Annotated in this window: 20 protein-coding genes; 14 read left to right on the top strand and 6 right to left on the bottom strand. The window is 66.4% G+C overall.

Annotated elements, in window-relative coordinates; genetic code table 11:
• Position 1 precedes the first annotated feature (1 nt).
• The 3 genes from AC3DET_RS18220 to lpdA all read left to right on the top strand — a co-directional run bounded on the left by AC3DET_RS18220 (position 2) and on the right by lpdA (position 4,377).
• Positions 2–523: a DNA-deoxyinosine glycosylase gene (locus tag AC3DET_RS18220; protein WP_337732596.1), complete on the top strand. Its 522-nt coding sequence runs from the start codon at positions 2–4 to the stop codon at positions 521–523.
• A gap of 207 nt (positions 524–730) precedes the next feature.
• Positions 731–2,158 carry a dihydrolipoyllysine-residue acetyltransferase gene (locus tag AC3DET_RS18215; protein ID WP_488392540.1) on the top strand — a complete coding sequence of 476 codons (1,428 nt, stop codon included), beginning with the start codon at positions 731–733 and terminating at the stop codon, positions 2,156–2,158.
• A gap of 77 nt (positions 2,159–2,235) precedes the next feature.
• Positions 2,236–4,377, top strand: a complete 2,142-nt coding sequence (gene lpdA, locus AC3DET_RS18210; RefSeq protein ID WP_488392539.1) for a dihydrolipoyl dehydrogenase — start codon at positions 2,236–2,238, stop codon at positions 4,375–4,377.
• A 72-nt stretch (positions 4,378–4,449) separates the two neighbouring features.
• On the opposite strand, the gene AC3DET_RS18205 is transcribed toward lpdA, so the two are convergent.
• Together AC3DET_RS18205 and AC3DET_RS18200 are read right to left on the bottom strand one after the other, a co-directional pair.
• The gene (locus tag AC3DET_RS18205; RefSeq protein ID WP_337732591.1) at positions 4,450–4,653 is read right to left on the bottom strand and encodes a DUF2061 domain-containing protein; all 204 of its coding nucleotides are present in this window, start codon (positions 4,651–4,653) and stop codon (positions 4,450–4,452) included.
• A 171-nt stretch (positions 4,654–4,824) separates the two neighbouring features.
• Positions 4,825–5,760, bottom strand: coding sequence for a hypothetical protein (locus tag AC3DET_RS18200; protein ID WP_488392538.1), 936 nt, complete (start codon positions 5,758–5,760; stop codon positions 4,825–4,827).
• 416 nt (positions 5,761–6,176) lie between these two features.
• Between AC3DET_RS18200 and AC3DET_RS18195 the strand changes: the two genes are divergently transcribed.
• From AC3DET_RS18195 to AC3DET_RS18155, 9 genes are all read left to right on the top strand, one after another.
• Positions 6,177–6,548, top strand: a complete 372-nt coding sequence (locus AC3DET_RS18195; RefSeq protein WP_337732589.1) for a hypothetical protein — start codon at positions 6,177–6,179, stop codon at positions 6,546–6,548.
• Between the two features lie 24 nt (positions 6,549–6,572).
• A complete protein-coding gene (gene atpB, locus AC3DET_RS18190; protein ID WP_241045911.1) occupies positions 6,573–7,370 on the top strand; it encodes a F0F1 ATP synthase subunit A in 798 nt (265 codons plus the stop codon).
• Between the two features lie 64 nt (positions 7,371–7,434).
• Positions 7,435–7,734: a F0F1 ATP synthase subunit C gene (gene atpE / locus AC3DET_RS18185; RefSeq protein WP_055939490.1), complete on the top strand. Its 300-nt coding sequence runs from the start codon at positions 7,435–7,437 to the stop codon at positions 7,732–7,734.
• A gap of 105 nt (positions 7,735–7,839) precedes the next feature.
• Positions 7,840–8,310, top strand: a complete 471-nt coding sequence (locus AC3DET_RS18180; protein ID WP_142126044.1) for a F0F1 ATP synthase subunit B — start codon at positions 7,840–7,842, stop codon at positions 8,308–8,310.
• 17 nt (positions 8,311–8,327) lie between these two features.
• Positions 8,328–8,855 (top strand): F0F1 ATP synthase subunit delta, encoded by a 528-nt coding sequence (locus AC3DET_RS18175; RefSeq protein WP_192202929.1) that lies wholly within the window; start codon positions 8,328–8,330, stop codon positions 8,853–8,855.
• A 46-nt stretch (positions 8,856–8,901) separates the two neighbouring features.
• A complete protein-coding gene (gene atpA, locus AC3DET_RS18170; protein WP_488392537.1) occupies positions 8,902–10,449 on the top strand; it encodes a F0F1 ATP synthase subunit alpha in 1,548 nt (515 codons plus the stop codon).
• Positions 10,450–10,530: 81 nt separating this feature from the next.
• The gene (gene atpG, locus AC3DET_RS18165) at positions 10,531–11,394 is read left to right on the top strand and encodes a F0F1 ATP synthase subunit gamma (protein ID WP_192202931.1); all 864 of its coding nucleotides are present in this window, start codon (positions 10,531–10,533) and stop codon (positions 11,392–11,394) included.
• A 39-nt stretch (positions 11,395–11,433) separates the two neighbouring features.
• A complete protein-coding gene (gene atpD, locus AC3DET_RS18160; RefSeq protein WP_142126048.1) occupies positions 11,434–12,840 on the top strand; it encodes a F0F1 ATP synthase subunit beta in 1,407 nt (468 codons plus the stop codon).
• A gap of 80 nt (positions 12,841–12,920) precedes the next feature.
• Positions 12,921–13,343, top strand: a complete 423-nt coding sequence (locus AC3DET_RS18155; protein ID WP_142126049.1) for a F0F1 ATP synthase subunit epsilon — start codon at positions 12,921–12,923, stop codon at positions 13,341–13,343.
• A 60-nt stretch (positions 13,344–13,403) separates the two neighbouring features.
• On the opposite strand, the gene AC3DET_RS18150 is transcribed toward AC3DET_RS18155, so the two are convergent.
• Positions 13,404–13,823 (bottom strand): GtrA family protein, encoded by a 420-nt coding sequence (locus AC3DET_RS18150; RefSeq protein WP_192202932.1) that lies wholly within the window; start codon positions 13,821–13,823, stop codon positions 13,404–13,406.
• A gap of 79 nt (positions 13,824–13,902) precedes the next feature.
• Between AC3DET_RS18150 and AC3DET_RS18145 the strand changes: the two genes are divergently transcribed.
• Positions 13,903–14,832, top strand: a complete 930-nt coding sequence (locus AC3DET_RS18145; RefSeq protein ID WP_488392536.1) for a glycosyltransferase family 2 protein — start codon at positions 13,903–13,905, stop codon at positions 14,830–14,832.
• On the opposite strand, the gene AC3DET_RS18140 is transcribed toward AC3DET_RS18145, so the two are convergent.
• Positions 14,792–16,375 carry a hypothetical protein gene (locus AC3DET_RS18140; RefSeq protein ID WP_488392535.1) on the bottom strand — a complete coding sequence of 528 codons (1,584 nt, stop codon included), beginning with the start codon at positions 16,373–16,375 and terminating at the stop codon, positions 14,792–14,794. The two genes, AC3DET_RS18145 and AC3DET_RS18140, sit on opposite strands and share 41 nt — an antisense overlap.
• Positions 16,376–16,456: 81 nt before the next feature.
• Between AC3DET_RS18140 and glmU the strand changes: the two genes are divergently transcribed.
• Positions 16,457–17,824 carry a bifunctional UDP-N-acetylglucosamine diphosphorylase/glucosamine-1-phosphate N-acetyltransferase GlmU gene (gene glmU / locus AC3DET_RS18135; RefSeq protein ID WP_488392534.1) on the top strand — a complete coding sequence of 456 codons (1,368 nt, stop codon included), beginning with the start codon at positions 16,457–16,459 and terminating at the stop codon, positions 17,822–17,824.
• Between the two features lie 164 nt (positions 17,825–17,988).
• Here glmU and AC3DET_RS18130 read toward each other — a convergent pair whose 3' ends face one another.
• Both AC3DET_RS18130 and AC3DET_RS18125 read right to left on the bottom strand, forming a co-directional pair.
• A complete protein-coding gene (locus tag AC3DET_RS18130) occupies positions 17,989–19,317 on the bottom strand; it encodes an ATP-binding protein (protein WP_192202936.1) in 1,329 nt (442 codons plus the stop codon).
• Positions 19,314–20,651 carry a sigma-54-dependent transcriptional regulator gene (locus AC3DET_RS18125; protein WP_337732585.1) on the bottom strand — a complete coding sequence of 446 codons (1,338 nt, stop codon included), beginning with the start codon at positions 20,649–20,651 and terminating at the stop codon, positions 19,314–19,316. Before AC3DET_RS18125 ends, AC3DET_RS18130 begins: the two co-directional genes overlap by 4 nt.
• Between the last annotated feature and the right edge of the window lie 2 nt (positions 20,652–20,653).

Raw genomic sequence — 20,653 nt, 5'->3', positions numbered from 1 at the left:
CGTGGCGGGCCTGCTGACCGGGCTGCCACCCAGCGTGGGTGCGGGCTGTCGCGTACTCGTGCTCGGATCGATGCCCGGCGACGCCTCGCTGCAGGCCGCGCGCTACTACGCCCATCCACGCAACCGGTTCTGGCCGGTGATGGCGTCGATCTGCGGATTCGATCCGGTCGCCCCGTACGAGCATCGCCTCCGGTACCTGCATGAGGCCGGCGTGGGATTGTGGGATGTCATCGGCCAGTGCGAGCGACGCGGCAGTCTGGATGCCGCCATCGTGCGCGGCAGCGAGGTCGCCAATCCACTGGAGGAGATGCTGGTGGCGCACCGCAGCATCGTGGCGATCGCGTTCAACGGGGGAAAGGCGGCGGAGGCCTTCCGTCGCCACGTGCAGCCGCAGCTGCCGGAGGCGTGCATGCCGGCCCTGTTCGCATTGCCATCCACCAGCCCCGCCAACGCAGCGATTCGCCACGACGCCTTGCAGCAAGCCTGGACCGCGATCTCGCCATTGCTGCACATGCCCGCCTGACAATGCGGCGGCGTATCGTGTGAGTCGAACGTCGAACCAAAGCGATACCACTCTGTCCGCAGGCTCGCGTGGCGCAGTCGTTTTCCTCCGCGCCGGCACGCAATGTCCCGCCGTGGACAGCAATTAGTCCGAAGGAATGGTTGGCGCATCGCGCCGCTGCGGACACAATAGGGGTTCCCCTCTTCAAGTCCGCACCGGAGTAACGCCATGTCCGACATCAAGGAAGCCAAGGTTCCCGACATCGGTGACTACGACGGTGTGCCGGTGATCGAGATCCTGGTCGCCGTGGGCGACACGGTGAAGAAGGACCAGGGCCTGGTCACGCTGGAATCGGACAAGGCGACGATGGAAGTACCGTCGGCCTTCTCCGGCGTGGTGAAGGAGATCAAGGTCAAGCTGGGCGACGAGATCGCCGAAGGCGCGGTGGTGGCGCTGATCGAAGTGAGCGAAGGCGCGGCCGAGGCGAAACCTGCCGCCGCACCCGCACCGACCGCCGCCGCTGAAACCGGCGCGAAGGTCGAGCCGGTCGCGGTATCGCCGACACCCGACAAGATCACCCAGCGCGAGATCGCGCAGGAACGCGCCGCGCCGGCCGTCGCCCCCGCTGCCTCGCGTGTGCTGGACGACAAGCCCGGCATCGACCCGGAAGCCTCGCCGCCGCGCACGCCGCCGGTCGAATTCAATGCCGATCGCGTGCTTCCCGAGAAGGTCGCCTACGCCAGCCCCGCGGTGCGCCTGTTCGCCCGTGAACTGGGCGTGGACCTCAACCAGGTCAAGGGCACCGAGCGCGGTGGCCGGATCAGCAAAGAAGACGTGCAGAAGTACGTCAAGGGCGCGCTGGCAGGAGGCGTTGCCGCGCCGGCCGCAACAGGCGCACCGGCCGCCGCCGGTGGCGGGCTCAATCTGCTGCCGTGGCCGAAGGTCGACTTCAGCAAGTTCGGCGAGACCGAGGTCGTCGCGCTGTCGCGCATCAAGAAGATCTCCGGCGCCAACCTGGCGCGCAACTGGGCGATGATCCCGCACGTCACCCAGCACGACCACGCCGACATCACCGACCTGGAAGCGCTGCGCGTGGCGCTGAACAAGGAAAACGAAAAGGCCGGCATCAAGCTGACCATGCTCGCCTTCCTGATGAAGGCCAGCGTGTCGGCGCTGAAGAAATTCCCCGACTTCAACGCTTCGCTCGATGCCAGCGGCGAGAACCTCACGCTGAAGAAGTATTTCCACGTCGGCTTCGCCGCCGACACGCCGAACGGTCTGGTCGTGCCGGTGATCCGCGACGTCGACAAGAAGGGTGTCAACGAGATCGCGCAGGAAAGCGGCGAGCTGGCCAAGAAGGCGCGCGAAGGCAAGCTGGGCCCGGCCGAGATGTCGGGCGGCTGCTTCTCGATCTCCTCGCTGGGCGGCATCGGTGGCGTGGCGTTCACGCCCATCGTCAATGCACCGGAGGTGGCGATCCTCGGCGTGTCGAAGTCCTCGATCCAGCCGGTGTGGGACGGCAAGCAGTTCCAGCCACGCCTGATGCTGCCGCTGTCGCTGAGCTACGACCACCGCGTGATCGACGGCGCCGCCGCGGCGCGCTTCACCGCGTATCTGGCGCAGCTGCTGGGCGACATGCGCCGCGTACTCCTGTGAGTCCGTAGGGTGGGCCCCGGCCCACCGATCCGACCAAGCCACGGTGGGCCCAGGCCCACCCTACGAAAGAGAGCGGTATGGCGAACACGATTGAAGTCAAAGTCCCCGACATCGGCGATTACAGCGATGTGCCGGTCATCGAGATCCTCGTCGCCGTCGGCGACACGGTGAAGAAGGACCAGGGCCTGGTGACGCTGGAATCCGACAAGGCGACGCTGGAAGTGCCGTCCTCGGCCGCCGGCGTGGTGAAGGAAATCAAGGTCAGGCTGGGCGATTCGCTGTCCGAAGGCAGCGTGGTGGCCGTACTGGAAGCCGAAGGCGCCGCGGCATCCGCGCCCGCGCCCGCAGCGCCCGCCAAGCCTGCGCCCGCACCGGCGGCGCCTGCCGCGTCGGCGCCCGCGCCTGGAGCACCGGCCGCGGCACCCGTGCCGTCCGGCGGTGGCGGATTGATCGAAGCCAAGGTGCCCGATATCGGTGACTACGATGGCGTGCCGGTGATCGAGATCCTGGTGGCCGTCGGCGACACGGTGAAGAAAGACCAGGGCCTGGTCACGCTGGAATCCGACAAGGCGACGATGGAAGTGCCGTCGCCTGCCGCCGGCGTGGTGAAGGAGATCAAGGTCAAGCTGGGCGATTCGCTGGCAGAGGGCAGTCTGGTCGCGATCCTGGAAGGCGAGGGCGCCGCTGCGGTGCCGGCCAGGCCTGCGCCGGTTGCGGCCTCGCCGGCGGCCCCTGCCGCACCGGCCACCTCGGCGCCGAAGCCCGCGCTGGGCACCGGCAAGCCCGCCGACATCGAATGCCGCATCGTCGTGATCGGTTCCGGTCCGGGCGGCTACACGGCGGCGTTCCGCGCCGCCGACCTCGGTCTGGACACGGTCCTCATCGAACGCTACGAAGCCCTCGGCGGCGTGTGCCTCAACGTGGGCTGCATCCCGTCGAAGGCGCTGCTGCACGCGGCGGCGCTCATTGACGAAGCCGCGCATTCCGACGATATCGGCATCAGCTTCGGCAAGCCGAAGATCGACCTCGACAAGCTGCGCGGCTTCAAGCAGGACAAGGTGGTCGGCCAGTTCACCAAGGGCCTGGCCGGCATGGCCAAGCAGCGCAAGGTACGCACGGTCACCGGCGTGGCGAAGTTCGTGTCGCCGAACGAGCTGGAGATCGTGGGCAGCGACGGCAAGACCCAGCTGCTGCGCTTCGAGCAGTGCATCATCGCCGCCGGTTCGCAGGCGGTGAAGCTGCCCAACTTCCCGTGGGACGACCCGCGCGTGATGGATTCCACCGATGCGCTGCAGCTGGCCGAGGTGCCGAAGAAGCTGCTCGTCGTCGGCGGCGGCATCATCGGCCTGGAAATGGCGACCGTGTATCGCGCGCTGGGCGCCGAAGTGACCGTGGTCGAGTTCATGGACCAGCTGATGCCGGGTGCCGACAAGGACCTGGTGAAGCCGCTGGCCGATCGTCTGAAGAAGCAGGGCGTGGCCGTGCAGCTGAAGACCAAGGCCGCCAAGGTCGAGGCGTCGAAGAAGGGCATCACCGTGCACTTCGAGAGCGCCACCGAAGGCCAGAAGCCGGAACTCGAGTCGGGCACGTGGGACCGCGTGCTGGTCGCGGTGGGCCGTTCGCCCAATGGCGGCAAGCTGGATGCCGACAAGGCCGGCGTCACCGTCACCGAGCGCGGCTTCATCCCGGTGGACGCGCAGATGCGCACCAACGTGCCGCACATCTTCGCCATTGGTGACCTGGTGGGCCAGCCGATGCTGGCACACAAGGCCACGCACGAAGGCAAGCTGGCTGCGGAAGTCGCTGCGGGCGAGAAGAAGGAGTGGGTGGCCCGCGTGATTCCGTCCGTGGCCTATACCGATCCGGAAATCGCGTGGGTCGGCGTGACCGAGACCGAAGCGAAGGCCAAGGGCCTGAAGATCGGCGTGGGCAAGTTCCCGTGGGTGGCGTCCGCGCGCGCGGTGGGCATCGGCCGCGGCGAAGGCTCGACCAAGCTCATCTTCGACGAACACACCCACCGCATCATCGGTGCCGGCATCGTCGGCGTGCACGCGGGCGACCTGATCAGCGAACTCGCGCTGGCGATCGAGATGGGCGCGGAAGCCGGCGACATCGGCGCGACCATCCACCCGCACCCCACGCTCAGCGAGTCGGTCGCGATGGCGGCGGAGGTCTACGAAGGCACCATCACCGACCTGTACATCCCGAAGAAGAAGTAAGCGACACCGGGTGCTTCAGGAACGGAAAGGCCGCGCGGATGCGCGGCCTTTCCGTTTCCGGCCACTGGCCTGTCAGGCGGGCAGAGGCATCGCCTTGGACGCCCGGCGGGCTTCGATCCGCTTCCACACCTTTTCATGGAAGTGGAAGACCACGGTATTGGTCGCCGGTTCGATCAACGCCAGCATGCCGCCCACCAGCAGGCTGCCGGTAAACAGGTAGCCCAGGGTGAAGGCCACCGAGAAATGCAGGATCGCGAAGCTCAGGGTCTTGTTCACGGCGGGCTCCAGATGAGAATTGATCTCATTATGGGGTCCAAGCTGCCAGTGTCCAATGGAATGATCCGCTGCTACCGATAAATATTGCCTATCGGTCGGGGTGGGGTATCTGGATGGCTGGCCAAGGCGGCCCGGGCGTGTTCGGCGCCGGGCGTGCCTTGTGCGACCGGGTCAGAACCGGACCGACACGCCCGCCATCGGGCCATGCACCTTGAACTCGCCGGTGGCCTTGCCCGCGACGTCCACCGTGCCGATACCCGACTCCGCCGGCGCCTCGAACGAACCGCGATAGTCGTCGCTGAGCTTCAGACGGAACCAGTCGTAGCCCACATGCACGCCGATCCGCTCGGTGATCCGGTACTCGACCAGCAGGCCGCCGCGTTCGAAGTGTCCCTGCTCATTGATGAAGTTGCCCCAGCGCGTATCCAGGTACTGTCCCTGCGCCTCGATGCGCAGGCGCGGCGTGGGCGACCACGCCACGCGGGTGTGCAGGTTCGGCGAGGTGCCATCGCGTTTCCAGTCCAGGTCTTCCAACTGCGGGTCGATTTCCCCGGTACCCGCGCTGCTGGCGGTACCGCGCGCCGCCAGCGTCGCATGGGTGATGCCGGCACCGAGGCCCCACTGGAAGCGTGGTGTATCGACCATCGCGAACTCGTAGTTGAGGCTGGCCAGTTCGAAACTGATGCGGCCCGACACATCGACGGCAGGCACCTCCACCGGCTCGCCCGGGATCTCGACCTCGTCGAAGATTGTGCCGGGATCGACCCAATCGCCATCGAAGCCCCACGATTGATCCCGTCGATAGTCGTAGTAATTAAGGCGGAGCGACTGGCGGGGCGTCATGTTGAAGGCGAGCTCGCCGCGCGGGCGCCAGCGGCCGTCGGCATTGATCTCCCCGGCCGCACCCAACTCCTCCGTTCGCTCGCCATTGGTGGCCACGGCGTCGCCGGTGAAGCGGATGTTCGCCTCGGGATTGAATGCGGAGAGTCTCAGTTCGAAGCGGGCGTCGTCGGAAACCTCCTGTGCGGACGCGGTGGAGGTGGCGATGGCCAGGGACAGGCAGCAGAAGACCGATGCGGCGGTGCGATGGGGGATGTGGCGGCTCATGGGGTCCATGCGGTTGGGTGTGGGGAGCCCAACGTTCGTCATGCCCGGGTCGACAGGGAGTGAATTGACTGAACGAGTGGCGCTCTCCGCAGCGTTTCCCGCCGGAAAAAAGGAAGCCCCGGGGGCAACCGGGGCTTCTGGAGAACCTGCGACGGAGCATCGGACGAGGAAGTTGAGCGGCAGGCCTCAGAGGGACTGACAGACGGTTTTCGTCAAAGTTCCGGGAAATCCTGCGGAAAATTCTGAACAGGGGAAACGGTTACAGCCTTGTCCCCGCTGGCTTTGGCGGAATCCGGCGCCGAACTCGCGGTTTCGACCTTTGGCGGTTGTCCCGGAAATTGTCCCGCTGCTATACTTTTGCGGCTCGGCGAGGCGCTTTACCGCCTTGTACCCCGCCAATTCCGTAGGGCTTTCGTGTGCTGAATTCCGTCGCTGCGGGCCGGCGGCTGGTGTTGCGCGCCGCCGTCTGGCAGACGGTCGCGGTACTGCTGGTCGCGCTGTTGTTCCTGCTCTGGGGCGTGCCCCAGGCGGTTGCGGCGGCCGTCGGAGGGTTGGCGATCGTGGCCGGCGCGCTGCTGGCGGCCTGGATGGCCTTCGGTGGTGGCGTGCTCGGCGCCGTCTCGGCGGTCCTGAGGCTGGCCGCGGGGATGGTGGTGAAGTGGGTCGTGGTGATCGGTGTGCTGGTCGTTGGCGCGGGGCTATACAAGCTGCCCCCGCTGCCTCTCCTGGCAGGCGTGATCACCGGACTGGTGGCACAGGTGCTGGTCGCGACCGGCAAGCAGCGATAACCCAACTAGAAAGGTTTCCGACTCATGGCGGGCGAAGCTCTGACTCCCACCAGCTACATCCAGCATCACCTGAAGAACCTCACGGCTCAGGTGGGCGGCGATGGTCCGTTCTGGACGATCAATGTCGACACCTTCGTGACCGCCGTGTTGATGGGTCTGCTGATCGTGTTCGCCTTCTGGATGGCCACGCGCAAGGCCACGGCCGGCGTGCCGGGCAAGTGGCAGGCGTTCGTCGAGATCATGCTCGAGTTCGTCGACAAGCAGGCCCGCGACACGTACCACGGGACCAGCAAGCTGGTGACGCCCATCGCGATCACCATCTTCTTCTGGATCCTGATGATGAACCTGCTGAAGATGATCCCGGCAGACTTCATCGCCAAGCCGCTCGAACTGATGGGCGTGCATTACTGGAAGCCTGTCCCGACCGCCGACGTCAATGCCACCCTGGGCATGTCGATCAGCGTGTTCTTCCTGATGCTGGTCTTCGCGTTCCGCTCCAAGGGCCTGGGCGGTTTCGCCAAGGAATTCCTGACGGCGCCGTTCGGCAAGTGGATGATGCCGTTCAACCTGATCCTCAACATCGTCGAATGGGTCAGCAAGCCCATTTCGCTGGCGATGCGACTGTTCGGCAACATGTTCGGCGGCGAGATCGTCTTCCTGCTGATCTGGGTGCTGGGCGGCGCCGGCATCCTCGGCATGCTCGGCGGTGCGACATTCGGCCTGGGCTGGATGCTGTTCCACCTGCTGGTCATCCCGCTGCAGGCCTTCATCTTCATGATGCTGTCGATCGTCTACCTGAGCCTGTCGGAAGACAGTCACTAACGTTTCCGCTTCACCGTTTCCTTCGTACCATCACCTTTCAAGCACTTAAGTTCCGGAGATCACCATGGAAAGCATCCTCACCAACCTCGCCCAGGTCCAGGCTTCGACCGCCCTCGCCATCGGCATCATGATCGGCCTGGCCGCGCTGGGCGCGGGTCTGGGTCTGGCCATCATGGCCGGCAAGTTCCTGGAATCGGCTGCCCGCCAGCCGGAACTGATCCCGGTCCTGCAGGTGCGCATGTTCATCACCGCCGGCCTGATCGACGCCGCGTTCATCATCTCGGTCGCCGTCGGCCTGCTGTTCGCCTTCGCCAGCCCGTTCATCACGATCTTCACCGAACAGCTGGCCAAGCTGGCGGGCTGATCCGTCGCGTGCACGCCTGACCACGGGCCTCGGTCTGCGGTCAGTCACCAGGCGTAGCTGGGCCGGCGCGATGTGCGCGGGCCCTTCATCACCGGCAGGTTTACGATGAATATCAATCTCACTCTGTTTGCCCAGGCGCTGGCCTTCGCCGGCCTGATCTGGATCATTGCGACCAAAATCTGGCCGCCGCTGCTGGCTGCCATCGAGGAACGCCAGCAGAAGATCGCCGAAGGCCTGGCCGCGGCCGACCGCAGCCAGAAGGATCTGGCGCAGGCCCAGGAAAAGGTCAACGAGGCGTTGAAGGAAGCCCGTGTCAAGGCCAACGAGATCATCGACCAGGCCCACGCGCGCGCCAACCAGATCGTCGATGCGGCCAAGAACGATGCGATCGCCGAAGCCAACCGCCAGAAGGCGCTGGCCGAAGCCGAGATCGACGCCGCCGCCACGCGTGCCCGCGAGGACCTGCGCAAGCAGGTGTCCGCGCTGGCCGTCAGCGGTGCCGAGAAGCTGTTGAAGCGCGAGATCGATGCCAACGCCCACAAGGCGCTGCTCGACGAACTCGCCGCCGAAATCTGATCCGGACGATCTGATCGATGAGCCAGGCCCTTACCGTCGCCCGCCCCTACGCCCGCGCCGCCTTTGCGACGGCGCGCGACGAAGGCAACTTCGCTGTCTGGTCGCAGGCGCTGGGTTTCGCCGCGCATGTCGCGGCGGACCCGCGCGTGGCCGCGCTGCTGCCCAATCCGCAGCTGCTGCCCGCCGACGCGGTGGCGCTGCTCGCGCCCGAGGGGGCCAGCGAGACGTTCGCCCGTTTCCTCGGCATCCTCGCCGATGCCCGCCGCCTCCCGCAGTTGCCGGAGATCGCCGGCCTGTTCGAGGACCTGCGTGCCGAAGCCGAACATATCGTCAAGGCGAAGGTCACCTCCGCCACGGCGATGCCGGCCGGTGAGCTGGACGTGATCAAGGCGGCATTGAAGAAGCGCTTCGGCCGCGAGGTCGAGGTGGAAACGGCCATCGACGCATCGCTGATCGGCGGCGCCGTGATCGATGCCGGCAGCGTGGTGATCGACGGCTCCCTGAAGGGCAAGCTGGCGCGCCTGCAGTCGGCGCTGACGCACTGAATTCCCATTGAACCGCCGCGCGCGAGCCGGCACACAGGACTTACCCATGGCAACCACGCTCAACCCCTCTGAAATCAGCGACCTGATCAAGACCCGTATCGAGAAGGTCAAGCTGGCCGCGGAGTCGCGCAATGAAGGCACGGTCACCTCCGTGTCCGACGGCATCGTGCGCATCTTCGGCCTGGCCGACGTGATGCAGGGCGAAATGATCGAGCTGCCGAACAACACCTATGCGCTGGCGCTGAACCTGGAGCGCGATTCGGTGGGCGCGGTGGTCCTGGGCGACTACGAGCACCTGCGCGAAGGCGACGTGGCCAAGACCACCGGCCGCATCCTGGAAGTGCCGGTCGGTCCGGAAATGCTCGGCCGCGTGGTGAACGCGCTGGGCGAGCCGATCGACGGCAAGGGCCCGCTGGGTACCTCGCTGACCGCGCCGGTGGAGCGCGTGGCCCCGGGCGTGATCTGGCGCAAGTCGGTCGACCAGCCGGTGCAGACCGGTTACAAGTCCGTCGACGCCATGATCCCGATCGGCCGCGGCCAGCGCGAGCTGATCATCGGTGACCGCCAGACCGGCAAGACCGCGATGGCCATCGACGCCGTGATCAACCAGAAGGGCACCGGCATCAAGTGCGTGTACGTCGCGATCGGCCAGAAGGCCTCGACCGTGGCCAACATCGTGCGCAAGCTGGAAGAGAACGGCGCGCTGGCCCACACCGTGGTCGTCGCCGCCACCGCCTCCGAGTCGGCCGCGATGCAGTACATCAGCGCCTACTCCGGCTGCACCATGGGCGAGTACTTCATGGACCGCGGCCAGGATGCCCTGATCGTGTACGACGACCTGTCCAAGCAGGCCGTGGCCTACCGCCAGATCTCGCTGCTGCTGAAGCGTCCGCCGGGCCGCGAAGCCTACCCGGGCGACGTGTTCTACCTGCACTCCCGCCTGCTGGAGCGCGCCGCGCGCGTGTCCGAGGAGTACGTGGAGAAGTTCACCGAAGGCAAGGTCACCGGCAAGACCGGTTCGCTGACCGCGCTGCCGATCATCGAAACGCAGGCCGGCGACGTGTCCGCGTTCGTGCCGACCAACGTGATCTCGATCACCGACGGCCAGATCTTCCTGGAAACCGACCTGTTCAACGCCGGCATCCGCCCGGCCGTGAACGCCGGTATCTCGGTGTCGCGCGTCGGTGGCGCGGCCCAGACCAAGATCATCAAGAAGCTGTCGGGCGGCATCCGCATCTCGCTCGCCCAGTACCGTGAGCTGGCGGCGTTCGCGCAGTTCGCCTCGGACCTGGACGAAGCCACCCGCAAGCAGCTGGAGCGCGGCCAGCGCGTCACCGAGCTGATGAAGCAGAAGCAGTACGCGCCGATGTCCATCGCCCTGCAGGCGCTGTCCATCTACGCCGTCAACGAGGGTTACCTGGACGACGTGCCGGTCGGCAAGATCCTGGCGTTCGAAGACGCGCTGCACGCGCACTTCACCAATACCCAGGGCGCGCTGGTCGACACGATCAACAGCACCGGCAACTGGAACGACGAGATCGAAGGCGCCTTCAAGAAGGGCATCGCCGAGTTCAAGCAGACCGGTACCTGGTAAGCGTAGGGTGGGCCCCGGCCCACCATTCGTGAAGGCGGCGGGCCGGGCCCGCCCTACGAAGACGAATCAAGCGAGCAGAGCATGGCAGGCGGACGCGAAATCAAAACCAAGATCAAGAGCGTGCAGAACACCCGCAAGGTGACGCGCGCGCTCGAGATGGTCTCGGCCTCCAAGATCCGCAAGGCGCAGGAGCGCATGAAGACCTCGCGCCCGTACGCACGCGCGATGAAGCAGGTGATCGGCCACCTGGCGCAGGCCAACACCGATTACCAGCATCCCTTCATGGTGGAGCGCAAGGACGTCAAGCGCGTCGGCTTCATCATCGTATCGTCCGACCGCGGCCTGGCCGGCGGCCTGAACAACAACCTGTTCCGCAAGATGCTCGGCGAGATCCGCCAGTGGAACGAGAAGGGCGTCGAGGTCGACGTGGTCACCATCGGCCAGAAGGCTTCGGTGTACTTCCGCCGGGTCAAGGTCGACATGCTGGCCAGCGTGTCGCACCTGGGCGATTCGCCCAAGCTCGACCAGCTGATCGGCGTGATCAAGGTGATGCTGGACGCGTACACCGAAGGCAAGCTGGATCGCGTGTTCGTCGTCTACAACGACTTCGTCAACACGATGACCCAGCGTGCCGCGTTCGATCAGCTGCTGCCGTTGCCGGCGGCGGAGACGCAGGTGGCGCACCACGACTGGGACTACATCTACGAACCCGATGCCGCGACCGTGCTCGACCACGTGATCACGCGCTACATCGAGTCGCTGGTGTACCAGGCGGTGCTGGAGAACATCGCGTCGGAACACGCGGCGCGCATGGTGGCCATGAAGGCCGCCAGCGACAACGCCAACAAGCTCATCGGTACCCTGCAGCTGGTCTACAACAAGGCCCGCCAGGCGGCGATCACCCAGGAAATTTCCGAAATCGTCGGCGGCGCGGCGGCAGTCTGACGCGCGTAGTCACAAGAATTCATCTAGAGGAATGCAGCAATGAGTCAGGGCAAGATCGTTCAGATCATCGGCGCGGTGGTTGACGTCGAATTCGCGCGCCACGAAGTGCCGAAGGTGTACGACGCGCTGAAGGTGGAAAACACCGCCATCACGCTCGAAGTGCAGCAGCAGCTCGGCGACGGCGTCGTCCGCACCATCGCCCTCGGCTCCACCGACGGCCTGAAGCGCAACCTGATCGCCGTGAACACCGACAAGGCCATCTCGGTGCCCGTCGGTGCCGGCACGCTGGGCCGCATCATGGACGTGCTGGGTAACCCGATCGACGAAGCCGGCCCGGTGCAGGCGACCGACCATTGGGAAATCCACCGCTCGGCCCCGTCGTACGAGGACCAGTCCTCGGCCAACGACCTGCTGGAAACCGGCATCAAGGTCATCGACCTGATGTGTCCGTTCGCCAAGGGCGGCAAGGTCGGCCTGTTCGGCGGCGCCGGCGTCGGCAAGACCGTCAACATGATGGAGCTGATCAACAACATCGCCAAGGCGCACAGCGGTCTGTCCGTGTTCGCCGGCGTGGGCGAGCGTACCCGCGAGGGCAACGACTTCTACCACGAGATGAAGGACTCCAACGTTCTCGACAAGGTCGCGATGGTGTACGGCCAGATGAACGAGCCGCCGGGCAACCGCCTGCGCGTCGCGCTGACCGGCCTGACCATGGCCGAGTACTTCCGCGACGAGAAGGACGCGTCCGGCAAGGGCAAGGACGTGCTGCTGTTCGTCGACAACATCTACCGCTACACGCTGGCCGGTACCGAAGTGTCGGCGCTGCTCGGCCGCATGCCGTCGGCCGTGGGCTACCAGCCGACGCTGGCCGAGGAAATGGGCGTGCTGCAGGAACGCATCACCTCGACCAAGACCGGTTCGATCACCTCGATCCAGGCCGTGTACGTGCCCGCGGACGACCTGACCGACCCGTCGCCGGCCACCACGTTCGCCCACTTGGACGCGACCGTCGTGCTGAGCCGCAACATCGCCTCGCTGGGTATCTACCCTGCCGTCGACCCGCTGGACTCGACCAGCCGCCAGCTGGATCCGAACGTCATCGGTCACGAGCACTACGACACCGCGCGCCGCGTGCAGTCGACGCTGCAGAAGTACAAGGAACTGAAGGACATCATCGCCATCCTCGGCATGGACGAGCTGTCCGAAGAAGACAAGCAGGCCGTGTCGCGCGCCCGCAAGATCGAGCGCTTCTTCAGCCAGCCGTTCCACGTGGCGGAAGTGTTCACCGGTTCGCCGGGCAAGTACGTCTCGCTGAAGGACACGATCCGCGGCTTCAAGGCGATCGTCGACGGCGAGTACGACCACCTGCCGGAGCAGGCGTTCTACATGGTCGGCGGCATCGAAGAAGCGGTCGAGAAGGCCAAGAAGCTCGCCGAGAAGGCGTAAGCACGTAGGGTGGGCCCCGGCCCACCTTCGCGGCAACCGGTGGCGGGCCTCGGTCCGCCCCAAACGGCAAAGAGAGTTCCATGAGCACCATCCGTTGCGACATCGTCAGTGCCGAGCAGGAAATCTTCCACGGTGAAGCCACCCTGGTCGTCGCCACCGGCGAACTGGGCGAGCTCGGCATCGCGCCGAAGCACGCGCCGCTGATCACCCGCCTGAAGCCGGGCAAGGTGGTGGTGACGCTGCCGAGCGGCGAGCATCTGGACTTCGCCATCTCCGGCGGCATCCTCGAGGTGCAGCCGCAGGTCGTCACCGTGCTGGCGGACACCGCCGTGCGTGCGACCGACATCGACGAGGCGCAGGTGCGCAAGGCGAAGGAAGAAGCCGAGCGCGTGCTGTCCCACAAGGACCCGAAGATGAGCGTGGAAGAAGCCCAGGCCCAGCTGGCCATGAGCATCGCCCAGCTCAGCGCGCTGGAGCGCCTGCGCAAGAACCTCAAGCACTGAGGTCCACCGCCTTCGCTTCATCGGAACGCCGGCCTCGCGCCGGCGTTTCCGTTTCCGGACCTAGCGGTAGACGACGTGCCGCCACAGGAAGAACGCGACCACCGCCAGCACGCCCTCCACCAGCGGCTTGGCCAGCCAGGCATGCGCCAGTCCCAGTGACGACGCCACCCAGGTGACCGCCAGCGTGCTGATTGCGGTCAATGGCACCCACACCAGCAGGAACTTGGTGAAGCGCCACCAGCCCAGCCGCGCCGCACCGGCCTGCGCAAACGTCAGCCGGCCGTTCAACCAGAAGCCCAGCAGCGCGCCGCATGCGCGTCCGGCCAGGTTGCCGGGTGCGGCGGGTACGCCAACGGCGGTGAGCACCACGAAGACCAGCCAGTCCAGCAGCAACTGCGCCACGCCGACGGCGATGAAGCTTCCGCCTTCGCGGAGCAGGTCCCTCTGTAGCAGGTGGCGCCGGAGTACGCGATGGATCATTCCGCCATCTTAAACCGCGGGAGGCGCTCGACTTGCCGTGTAAGATGCTTGCCGCCCACACGGACCCGGGAAACTTCGCTTGCGCATCGCCGTCCTGATCCCCTGCCACAACGAAGCACTGACAGTGCAAAAGGTCGTCGCCGACTTCCGCGACGCGCTGCCGGAAGCCGAGGTGTGGGTCTTCGACAACGCCAGCAGCGACGGCACAGCCGAGCTGGCCGCGCAGGCGGGCGCGCGCGTGCGCCGGGTGTTGGCCAAGGGCAAGGGCAACGTGGTGCGTGCCATGTTCCGCGATGTCGATGCCGAGATCTACGTGATGGCCGATGGCGACGACACCTATCCGGCAGCCTCCGCGCGCGCGCTGATCCAGGACGTGGCCGACGGACGCGCCGACATGGTGGTGGGCACGCGGCTGGAGTCGCATGAAACTGCATCGTTCCGCCGTTTCCATGGATTCGGCAACCGCCTGGTGCGCGGCTGCATCGGTGCGCTTTTCGGGCATCCCGTGCGCGACGTGCTGTCGGGTTACCGGGTCTTCTCGCGGCGCTTCGTCAAGTCGATGCCGGTGCTGTCGCGCGGCTTCGAGATCGAAACGGAGATGACCGTATTCGCGCTGTCCAATGGCTTCGTTCTGTCCGAGCGCACCATCGAGTACGGCACGCGACCCGACGGCAGCGAGTCCAAGCTCAACACCTACCGCGATGGCATGCGGGTGTTGAAGACCATCCTGTTCCTGTTCAAGGACATGCGGCCGCTGCTCTTTTTCGGCACGTTGTCGTTGCTCTGCGTGCTGGCGGGACTGGGTTTCGGCGCGTTCGTCATCCACGAATTCACCCAGACCGGCCTGGTGACGCATCCGTCCACCGCCGTGCTGGCGGTGGCCTTCACCCTGATGGGCGTAGTGGCGCTGGCCACGGGCCTGATCCTGGACACGGTCAATCGCCGCTCGAACGAGATCCTGCGCCTGATCACCGACCAGGTGCTGGCGCGGGGCAGATCGTCGGAGTAGCGGAGCGGCGTACTAGCGGGCAGAGTTCGAGCCGGCTCAGGTTGGTCGGCACGGTCTGGCACGCGCCGCCAAGCGCGAGCCCGTATGCCTGGTAGTACTCCGTGAGTGGGGCGGATTTCGGCACTTCACGCAGGAGGAGCAACGGCCCGGTGTGCTGCCGCACGCGTTGCTCGGCGCGGGCCTGCAGTCGCGTGCAGCGTTCCGGTGTCATGAAGTTGTTGTGGATCGAGATCGCCGGCACGCCGCGGGGCAGATACGCCACCGCGTAACCCAGCGGATGGTCCTGGGCCAGCACCACCAGGCCGTCGCGCGGCAACGCGGGCAGACGCACGTCCACCATCGGCGTGCTGAAGGACTCGCGGCCCCAGCCGGGCCGATTGGCGACACCGACCAGCAGCAACGCCGACAGCACCAGCACCGTGCGGGGAAAGCGTCGGGGCAGCCACTGGGACAGCATGCCGATGATCGCGATCGAGCAGACCAGTTCCAGTGCGAACAGATACCGATAGATGCCGTACAGCTTCACCCAGACCACGAAGCTGAGCAGAACGAACACCAGCAGCGCATGGACCATGGCCATGTCGCGTGCGTGCCGGGCGCGTGCGCGCCATGCCGTCACCCACCAGGCCGCAAGCGAGGAGAACCCGAGCAGCAGGCGCGGGTCGGCCAGCTTGCTCTCGGAGAAGCGGGTGCCTTCGACCAGCAGGTGGAAAGGCACCAGCAGCGCATTCAGGCCCTGTGGAATGAAGCGCATGTCCTTGTGGCTATGAGGCAGTGCATCCGGCGAGCTGAACCATTCATTGAAGTAGGGAAACAGCGGGTTGCCATGCGACTGCCACAAGTACAGCGCCCAGGGTCCCGCTGTCAGCAGGCCGCCCGCGATGCCGCCGGCCGCGAGCGCCAGCAGGCGTGCGGGCACCCCGCGCAACGGACCGGCGACCAGTGCAGCACCGATGAAGCCGATGCAGTACATCGCACCGGTAAGTTTCAGGCCGGCAGCCAGCCCCGCCGCCAGCCCAACGGGTATCCAAGTGGCCCACGCGCCGCGTCGGCCCTGCGAATCTACGGCCCACCACAAGCCCGCCATCATGCCAGCCGCCACGAAGGCATCGTTGAACGTGGTGCCGATGCTCGGCATCACGGCCGCCCCCCCTACGGCCGTCAAGCCGGCCACAGCCGTGCGCAGCGGACTGCGATGCTGAGGCCACAGCTGGTCGAGCAGCCGCAGGGCGAACAGCACGGCGATGAAAGCGTGCAAGCCCAGCCATAGCGAGACCAGCCAGCCCGGGAAACCTGCGCGCACCATCCACGCGAAGGGCACGTCGAGCGTCGGGTTGTGCCACGTCTGCAACTGCGCAGCCGCTATATCCTGGCTGAAGCGGCCGTCAAGCAACGCTGATGGCGTATAGAAGTGGTAATTGCGCAAGTCCCAGTTGCCGTCCTGTCCTTGGACCACCATCGCCAGCAGAATCAGCAACAGCGCGGTGAGGGAGGGCGCCTTCCAGGGATTCGCACTTGGCATGGCGGAGGGGGACTGGATCAAGAGAACATCCTTGTGCATGGGGTTGAATTGATACCATCGCAGCTCGGCGCGAGGCCGTGCATCATCGTAATGGGAAACCATATGAAGCAACTACACGTCGTCATCCTGGCCGCCGGTGAAGGCAAGCGCATGAAGTCCGCGCTGCCCAAGGTGCTGCAGCCGATCGCGGGGCGGCCGATGCTGGCGCACGTCATCGACGCGGCGCGCGCCCTGTCGCCCGCCGGGGTGCACGTGGTCCATGGCCACGGTGGCGATCAGGTGCAGGCGGCATTCGCCGACCAGGCTGACCTGCACTGGGCGCACCAGGCGCAGCAGCTGGGCACCGGGCATGCCGTGGTGCAGGCCATGCCGGAGATTCCCGACGGTGCGCGCGTCCTGGTGCTCTATGGCGACGTCCCGCTGACCCGCAGCGAGACCCTGCAGCGCCTGCTGGACGCGCCCGCCCGCCTGGCGGTACTGGTGGCGGAGCCCGCCGACCCGAGCGGGTATGGACGCATCGTGCGCGATGAAGCGGGGCGCGTGGCCGCCATCGTCGAACACAAGGACGCGGACGAAGACCAGCGCCGCATCCGCACCATCAACACCGGCATCATCGCCGCCGACGGCAGTGCCCTGAAGGGGTGGCTCACCCGACTGTCCAACGACAACGCGCAGGGCGAGTACTACCTGACCGACGTGTTCGCGATGGCGGCGGAAGAATTCACGCCTGCGGAGATGGTGCTGGTGGGTGAACCCATCGAAGCGGAAGGCGCCAACGATCCGTGGCAACTGTCGCAACTGGAGCGTGCCTACCAGCTGCGCGCCGCGCGCGCGCTGTGCACGCTGGGCGCGCGCCTGATCGATCCGGCACGTTTCGATCAGCGCGGTATCGTGCGTGTGGGGCGCGACGTGCAGATCGATGTGGACGTGGTGCTGGAAGGCGAGGTGGAACTGGGCGACGGCGTCATCGTGGGCCCGTTCACGCGGTTGAAGGACGTGACGCTGGCCGCCGGTACCCAGGTCCGCGCGCATTGCGACCTTGAAGGCGTGGTCAGCCAGGGTGCGGCGCTGATAGGTCCGTATGCGCGGCTGCGTCCCGGTACCGTGTTGGCCGATGGCGTGCACGTCGGCAATTTCGTCGAGACCAAGAACGCGCACATCGGTACGGGCAGCAAGGCCAACCACCTGACCTATCTGGGCGATGCCGTCATCGGCAGCGGCACCAACATCGGCGCCGGCACGATTACCTGCAACTACGACGGCGTGAACAAGTCGACGACGACGATCGGCGACCGCGTGTTCGTCGGTTCCAACACCTCGCTGGTCGCGCCGGTGACGCTGGCCGACGGTGCGACGATCGGTGCAGGCTCTGTCATCTCGAAGAACGCTCCCGCTGACCAGCTGACGGTTGCCCGCGCGCGGCAGGTCACGATCGAAGGCTGGCAGCGGCCGGTGAAGAAGCCGAAGTAGCGTAGGGCGGGCTCAAGCCCGCCATTCGCGGAAGTACATTGAACGGGATCGCGGCGGCCCACCCTCACCCCTTACCCACTCCCGGAGGGAGAGGGGGAGTCGGTGCCATGCGGGTTCGGCCTCGGATGCAGCGGGAGGGCTCCGAAGCCTTCTCCTCGGAAAGATCAATTTTCGGGCAACTGGATCGCCACGCAAAGGCCGCCGCCATCGCGGTTGTGCAGCGACAGGCGTCCGCCGTGCGCTTCGATGATCTCGCGCGTCAGCGCGAGGCCCAGCCCGGTGCCGTTGCGCTTGGTCGAGTAGAACGGCACCAGCGCGTTCTGCAGCACCGCGTCGTTCATGCCGGTGCCGCGATCCATCACCTCGATGCGCAACCAGTCGGGAAGGCGCGTAACGCGGACCGATACGCCCTCCGGGGTGGTGCCCGATTCGTGCGCGTTCTTCAGCAGGTTGAGCAGCGCCTGTTCGAGCTGCGCCACATCGATGCGGCCATCGATGTCGGCCTCCGGCATCGTGAGCTCGAAGGCGATCTGCCGCTGCAGCCCTTCGAAGAAGGCACGCCAGTGCACCGTCTGCAGTTGCGGCTGCGGCAACTTGGCGAAGCGTGCGTAGCCGCGGATGAAGCCTTCCAGGTGGCGTGCGCGCTCCTCGATGGTGCCGAACACTTCCTCCAGCCGGTCGTGGCGGCCACGCCGCACGAGCTCCGCGCCCGAGTGCGCCAGCGACGCCACGGGCGCGAGCGAGTTGTTGAGTTCATGGCTGATCACGCGGATGACCTTCTTCCACGTCATCACTTCCTGTCGCCGCAGCTCGCTGGTCAGCAGGCGCAGCAGCAGCAATTCGTGTGGTCGACCGTTCAGGCGGAAGTTCCTGCGCGCCAGGTGGTAGACCTGCTCTTCGCCGTCCTCTTCCTCACTGCCGATGGCGAACAGGCTGTCGCCGCCGCGGGCGAGGGCTTCGCGCATCTCGACGGGTGCGGATCCGATCAGTGCGTCGTAGTCCTGGCCTTCGAGTTTCCAGCCGCTGTGCAGCAGCTTCCGCGCGGCCACGTTGGCGAAGATGACCCGCCGGACGCCGTCGCCGCCGGGCGCGATCAACAGCATGGCCACCGGCGTGTTCTGCACCATGGTGTCGAGCAGCAGTTCGCGTTGGACCAGGCTCAGGCGCTGTTCGCGCAGCACCTCGCCCAGCGCGGCATGGGACTGCACCAGCTCGGCGAGTTCGTCGTTCCCGCGCCAGTGGATGCCGAAGTTGTACTCGCCATCGCGATAGCTGTTGACGCTGCCCGCCAGCGCGCGGAACAGCGAGTACGTGCTGCGCAGCCCGCGATGGATCGCCCACATCGCCAGCGGCAGCACCACGATGGCCGAGACCAGCACCGCGATGATGTCGTCGCCGAGCCAGTGCGACAGTGCGACCGGCAGCACCAGTGCCAGCGCCAGCAAGGGCAACAGCCAGGACAGCACGCGACCGGCGAGGGAGCGACGGATCATGGGGTCTTGATGCCGAAGCGTTCCATGCGCCGGTACAGGGCCTGCCGGCTCATGCCGAGATCGGCCGCGGCCTGGGCGATGATGCCGCCGGCGCGCGCAAGCGCGGTTTCGATGTCGGCCCGCTCCGGTTCCGCAACGACCGTGTTGCGCACCGGTGCGGGCCGGGGCAGGTTGAGGTCGGTTGCCTCGATGCGGTCCCCCATCGCCAGCAGCCCGGCACGCTGGATGACGTTGCGCAGTTCACGCACGTTGCCGGGCCATGCGTGCCGGAGCAGTGCAGCGCGCGCGCTTTCACCCAGCGGCTTGTCGGCGGGACGGAAGCGCTCGGCCAACGGCAGGATGTCGCCGGGACGTTCGGCCAGGGGCGGCAGCGCGAGTTCGATCGCGTTGAGCCGGTAGTACAGGTCTTCGCGAAAGGAACCCTCGCGGATCATCGTGGGCAGGTCGGCATTGGTGGCGCTGATGACGCGCACCACGACCTGGCGTTCGCGATTGGAGCCAAGGCGCTCGAAACGCCCGGTCTCGAGCACGCGCAGCAGCTTCATCTGGCCCGCCAGTGGCAGGTTGCCGATCTCATCGAGGAACAGCGTGCCGCCGTCGGCCGCCTCGAACTTGCCCTCGCGTGCCTTGTTGGCACCGGTGTAGGCGCCGGCATCGGCGCCGAACAATTCGGCTTCGATCAGCTCGGAAGGCAATGCGCCGCAATTGAGCGTCACGAAGGCGCCCGACTTCACGCTGGAGTTGGCCTGGATGATCTCCGCGATCTTCTCCTTGCCTGCACCGTTGGGACCGGTGATCAGCACCGGCAGGTCCGAACGCGCGACCTGGCAGGCGAGGGCGACGACGCGTTCGCTGGCCGGGTCCTCGAACACCAGGTTGCGCAGGTCGTACTTCGCCGAAAGCTGGTCGCGGCTGCGGCGCTCGCGGTTGCGGCGGCGATCGAGCTCATTGCGCGTCTCGGCAAGTTCCAGCAGCGTGTTGACGGTGGCCAGCAGCTTGCGGTCGTCCCAGGGTTTGGCCAGGTAGTCGGTCGCGCCGGCCTTGACCAGGTTCACCGCCGCTTCCAAATGCGTCCACGCTGTCAGCAGGATCACCGGCAGGTCGGGCCACTGCGCGCGGATCGCGGTGAACAGCTGCTCGCCTTCCACCCCGGACGTGGTGTCCTCGGTGAAGTTCATGTCCTGGATGACCAGGTCGACCGCCTGCTCGCGCAGCAGGGTCAGGCCCGCCTCGGGTGATTCGGCATGCAGCGTGTCGATGTCGTGCAGCGAGAACAGCACGTTCAAGGCCGTGCTGACGGCCAGGTTGTCGTCGATGACGAGGATCGTGGGCATGC

The organism is Pseudoxanthomonas sp. 97-1-1 (assembly GCF_057773125.1).
The sequence above is the reverse complement of the archived record's forward strand: the minus strand, read 5'-3'. Positions and strand labels throughout refer to the sequence as shown.

Coding starts and splice junctions, on each gene's coding strand:
- AC3DET_RS18130 (WP_192202936.1), bottom strand. CDS start 19,317: ATGATCCGTCGCTCCCTCGCCGGTCGCGTGCTGTCCTGGCTGTTGCCC.
- AC3DET_RS18125 (WP_337732585.1), bottom strand. CDS start 20,651: ATGCCCACGATCCTCGTCATCGACGACAACCTGGCCGTCAGCACGGCC.
- AC3DET_RS18155 (WP_142126049.1), top strand. CDS start 12,921: ATGAGCACCATCCGTTGCGACATCGTCAGTGCCGAGCAGGAAATCTTC.
- atpA (WP_488392537.1), top strand. CDS start 8,902: ATGGCAACCACGCTCAACCCCTCTGAAATCAGCGACCTGATCAAGACC.
- AC3DET_RS18150 (WP_192202932.1), bottom strand. CDS start 13,823: ATGATCCATCGCGTACTCCGGCGCCACCTGCTACAGAGGGACCTGCTC.
- atpE (WP_055939490.1), top strand. CDS start 7,435: ATGGAAAGCATCCTCACCAACCTCGCCCAGGTCCAGGCTTCGACCGCC.
- lpdA (WP_488392539.1), top strand. CDS start 2,236: ATGGCGAACACGATTGAAGTCAAAGTCCCCGACATCGGCGATTACAGC.
- atpG (WP_192202931.1), top strand. CDS start 10,531: ATGGCAGGCGGACGCGAAATCAAAACCAAGATCAAGAGCGTGCAGAAC.
- glmU (WP_488392534.1), top strand. CDS start 16,457: ATGAAGCAACTACACGTCGTCATCCTGGCCGCCGGTGAAGGCAAGCGC.
- atpB (WP_241045911.1), top strand. CDS start 6,573: ATGGCGGGCGAAGCTCTGACTCCCACCAGCTACATCCAGCATCACCTG.
- AC3DET_RS18180 (WP_142126044.1), top strand. CDS start 7,840: ATGAATATCAATCTCACTCTGTTTGCCCAGGCGCTGGCCTTCGCCGGC.
- AC3DET_RS18215 (WP_488392540.1), top strand. CDS start 731: ATGTCCGACATCAAGGAAGCCAAGGTTCCCGACATCGGTGACTACGAC.
- AC3DET_RS18175 (WP_192202929.1), top strand. CDS start 8,328: ATGAGCCAGGCCCTTACCGTCGCCCGCCCCTACGCCCGCGCCGCCTTT.
- atpD (WP_142126048.1), top strand. CDS start 11,434: ATGAGTCAGGGCAAGATCGTTCAGATCATCGGCGCGGTGGTTGACGTC.
- AC3DET_RS18200 (WP_488392538.1), bottom strand. CDS start 5,760: ATGAGCCGCCACATCCCCCATCGCACCGCCGCATCGGTCTTCTGCTGC.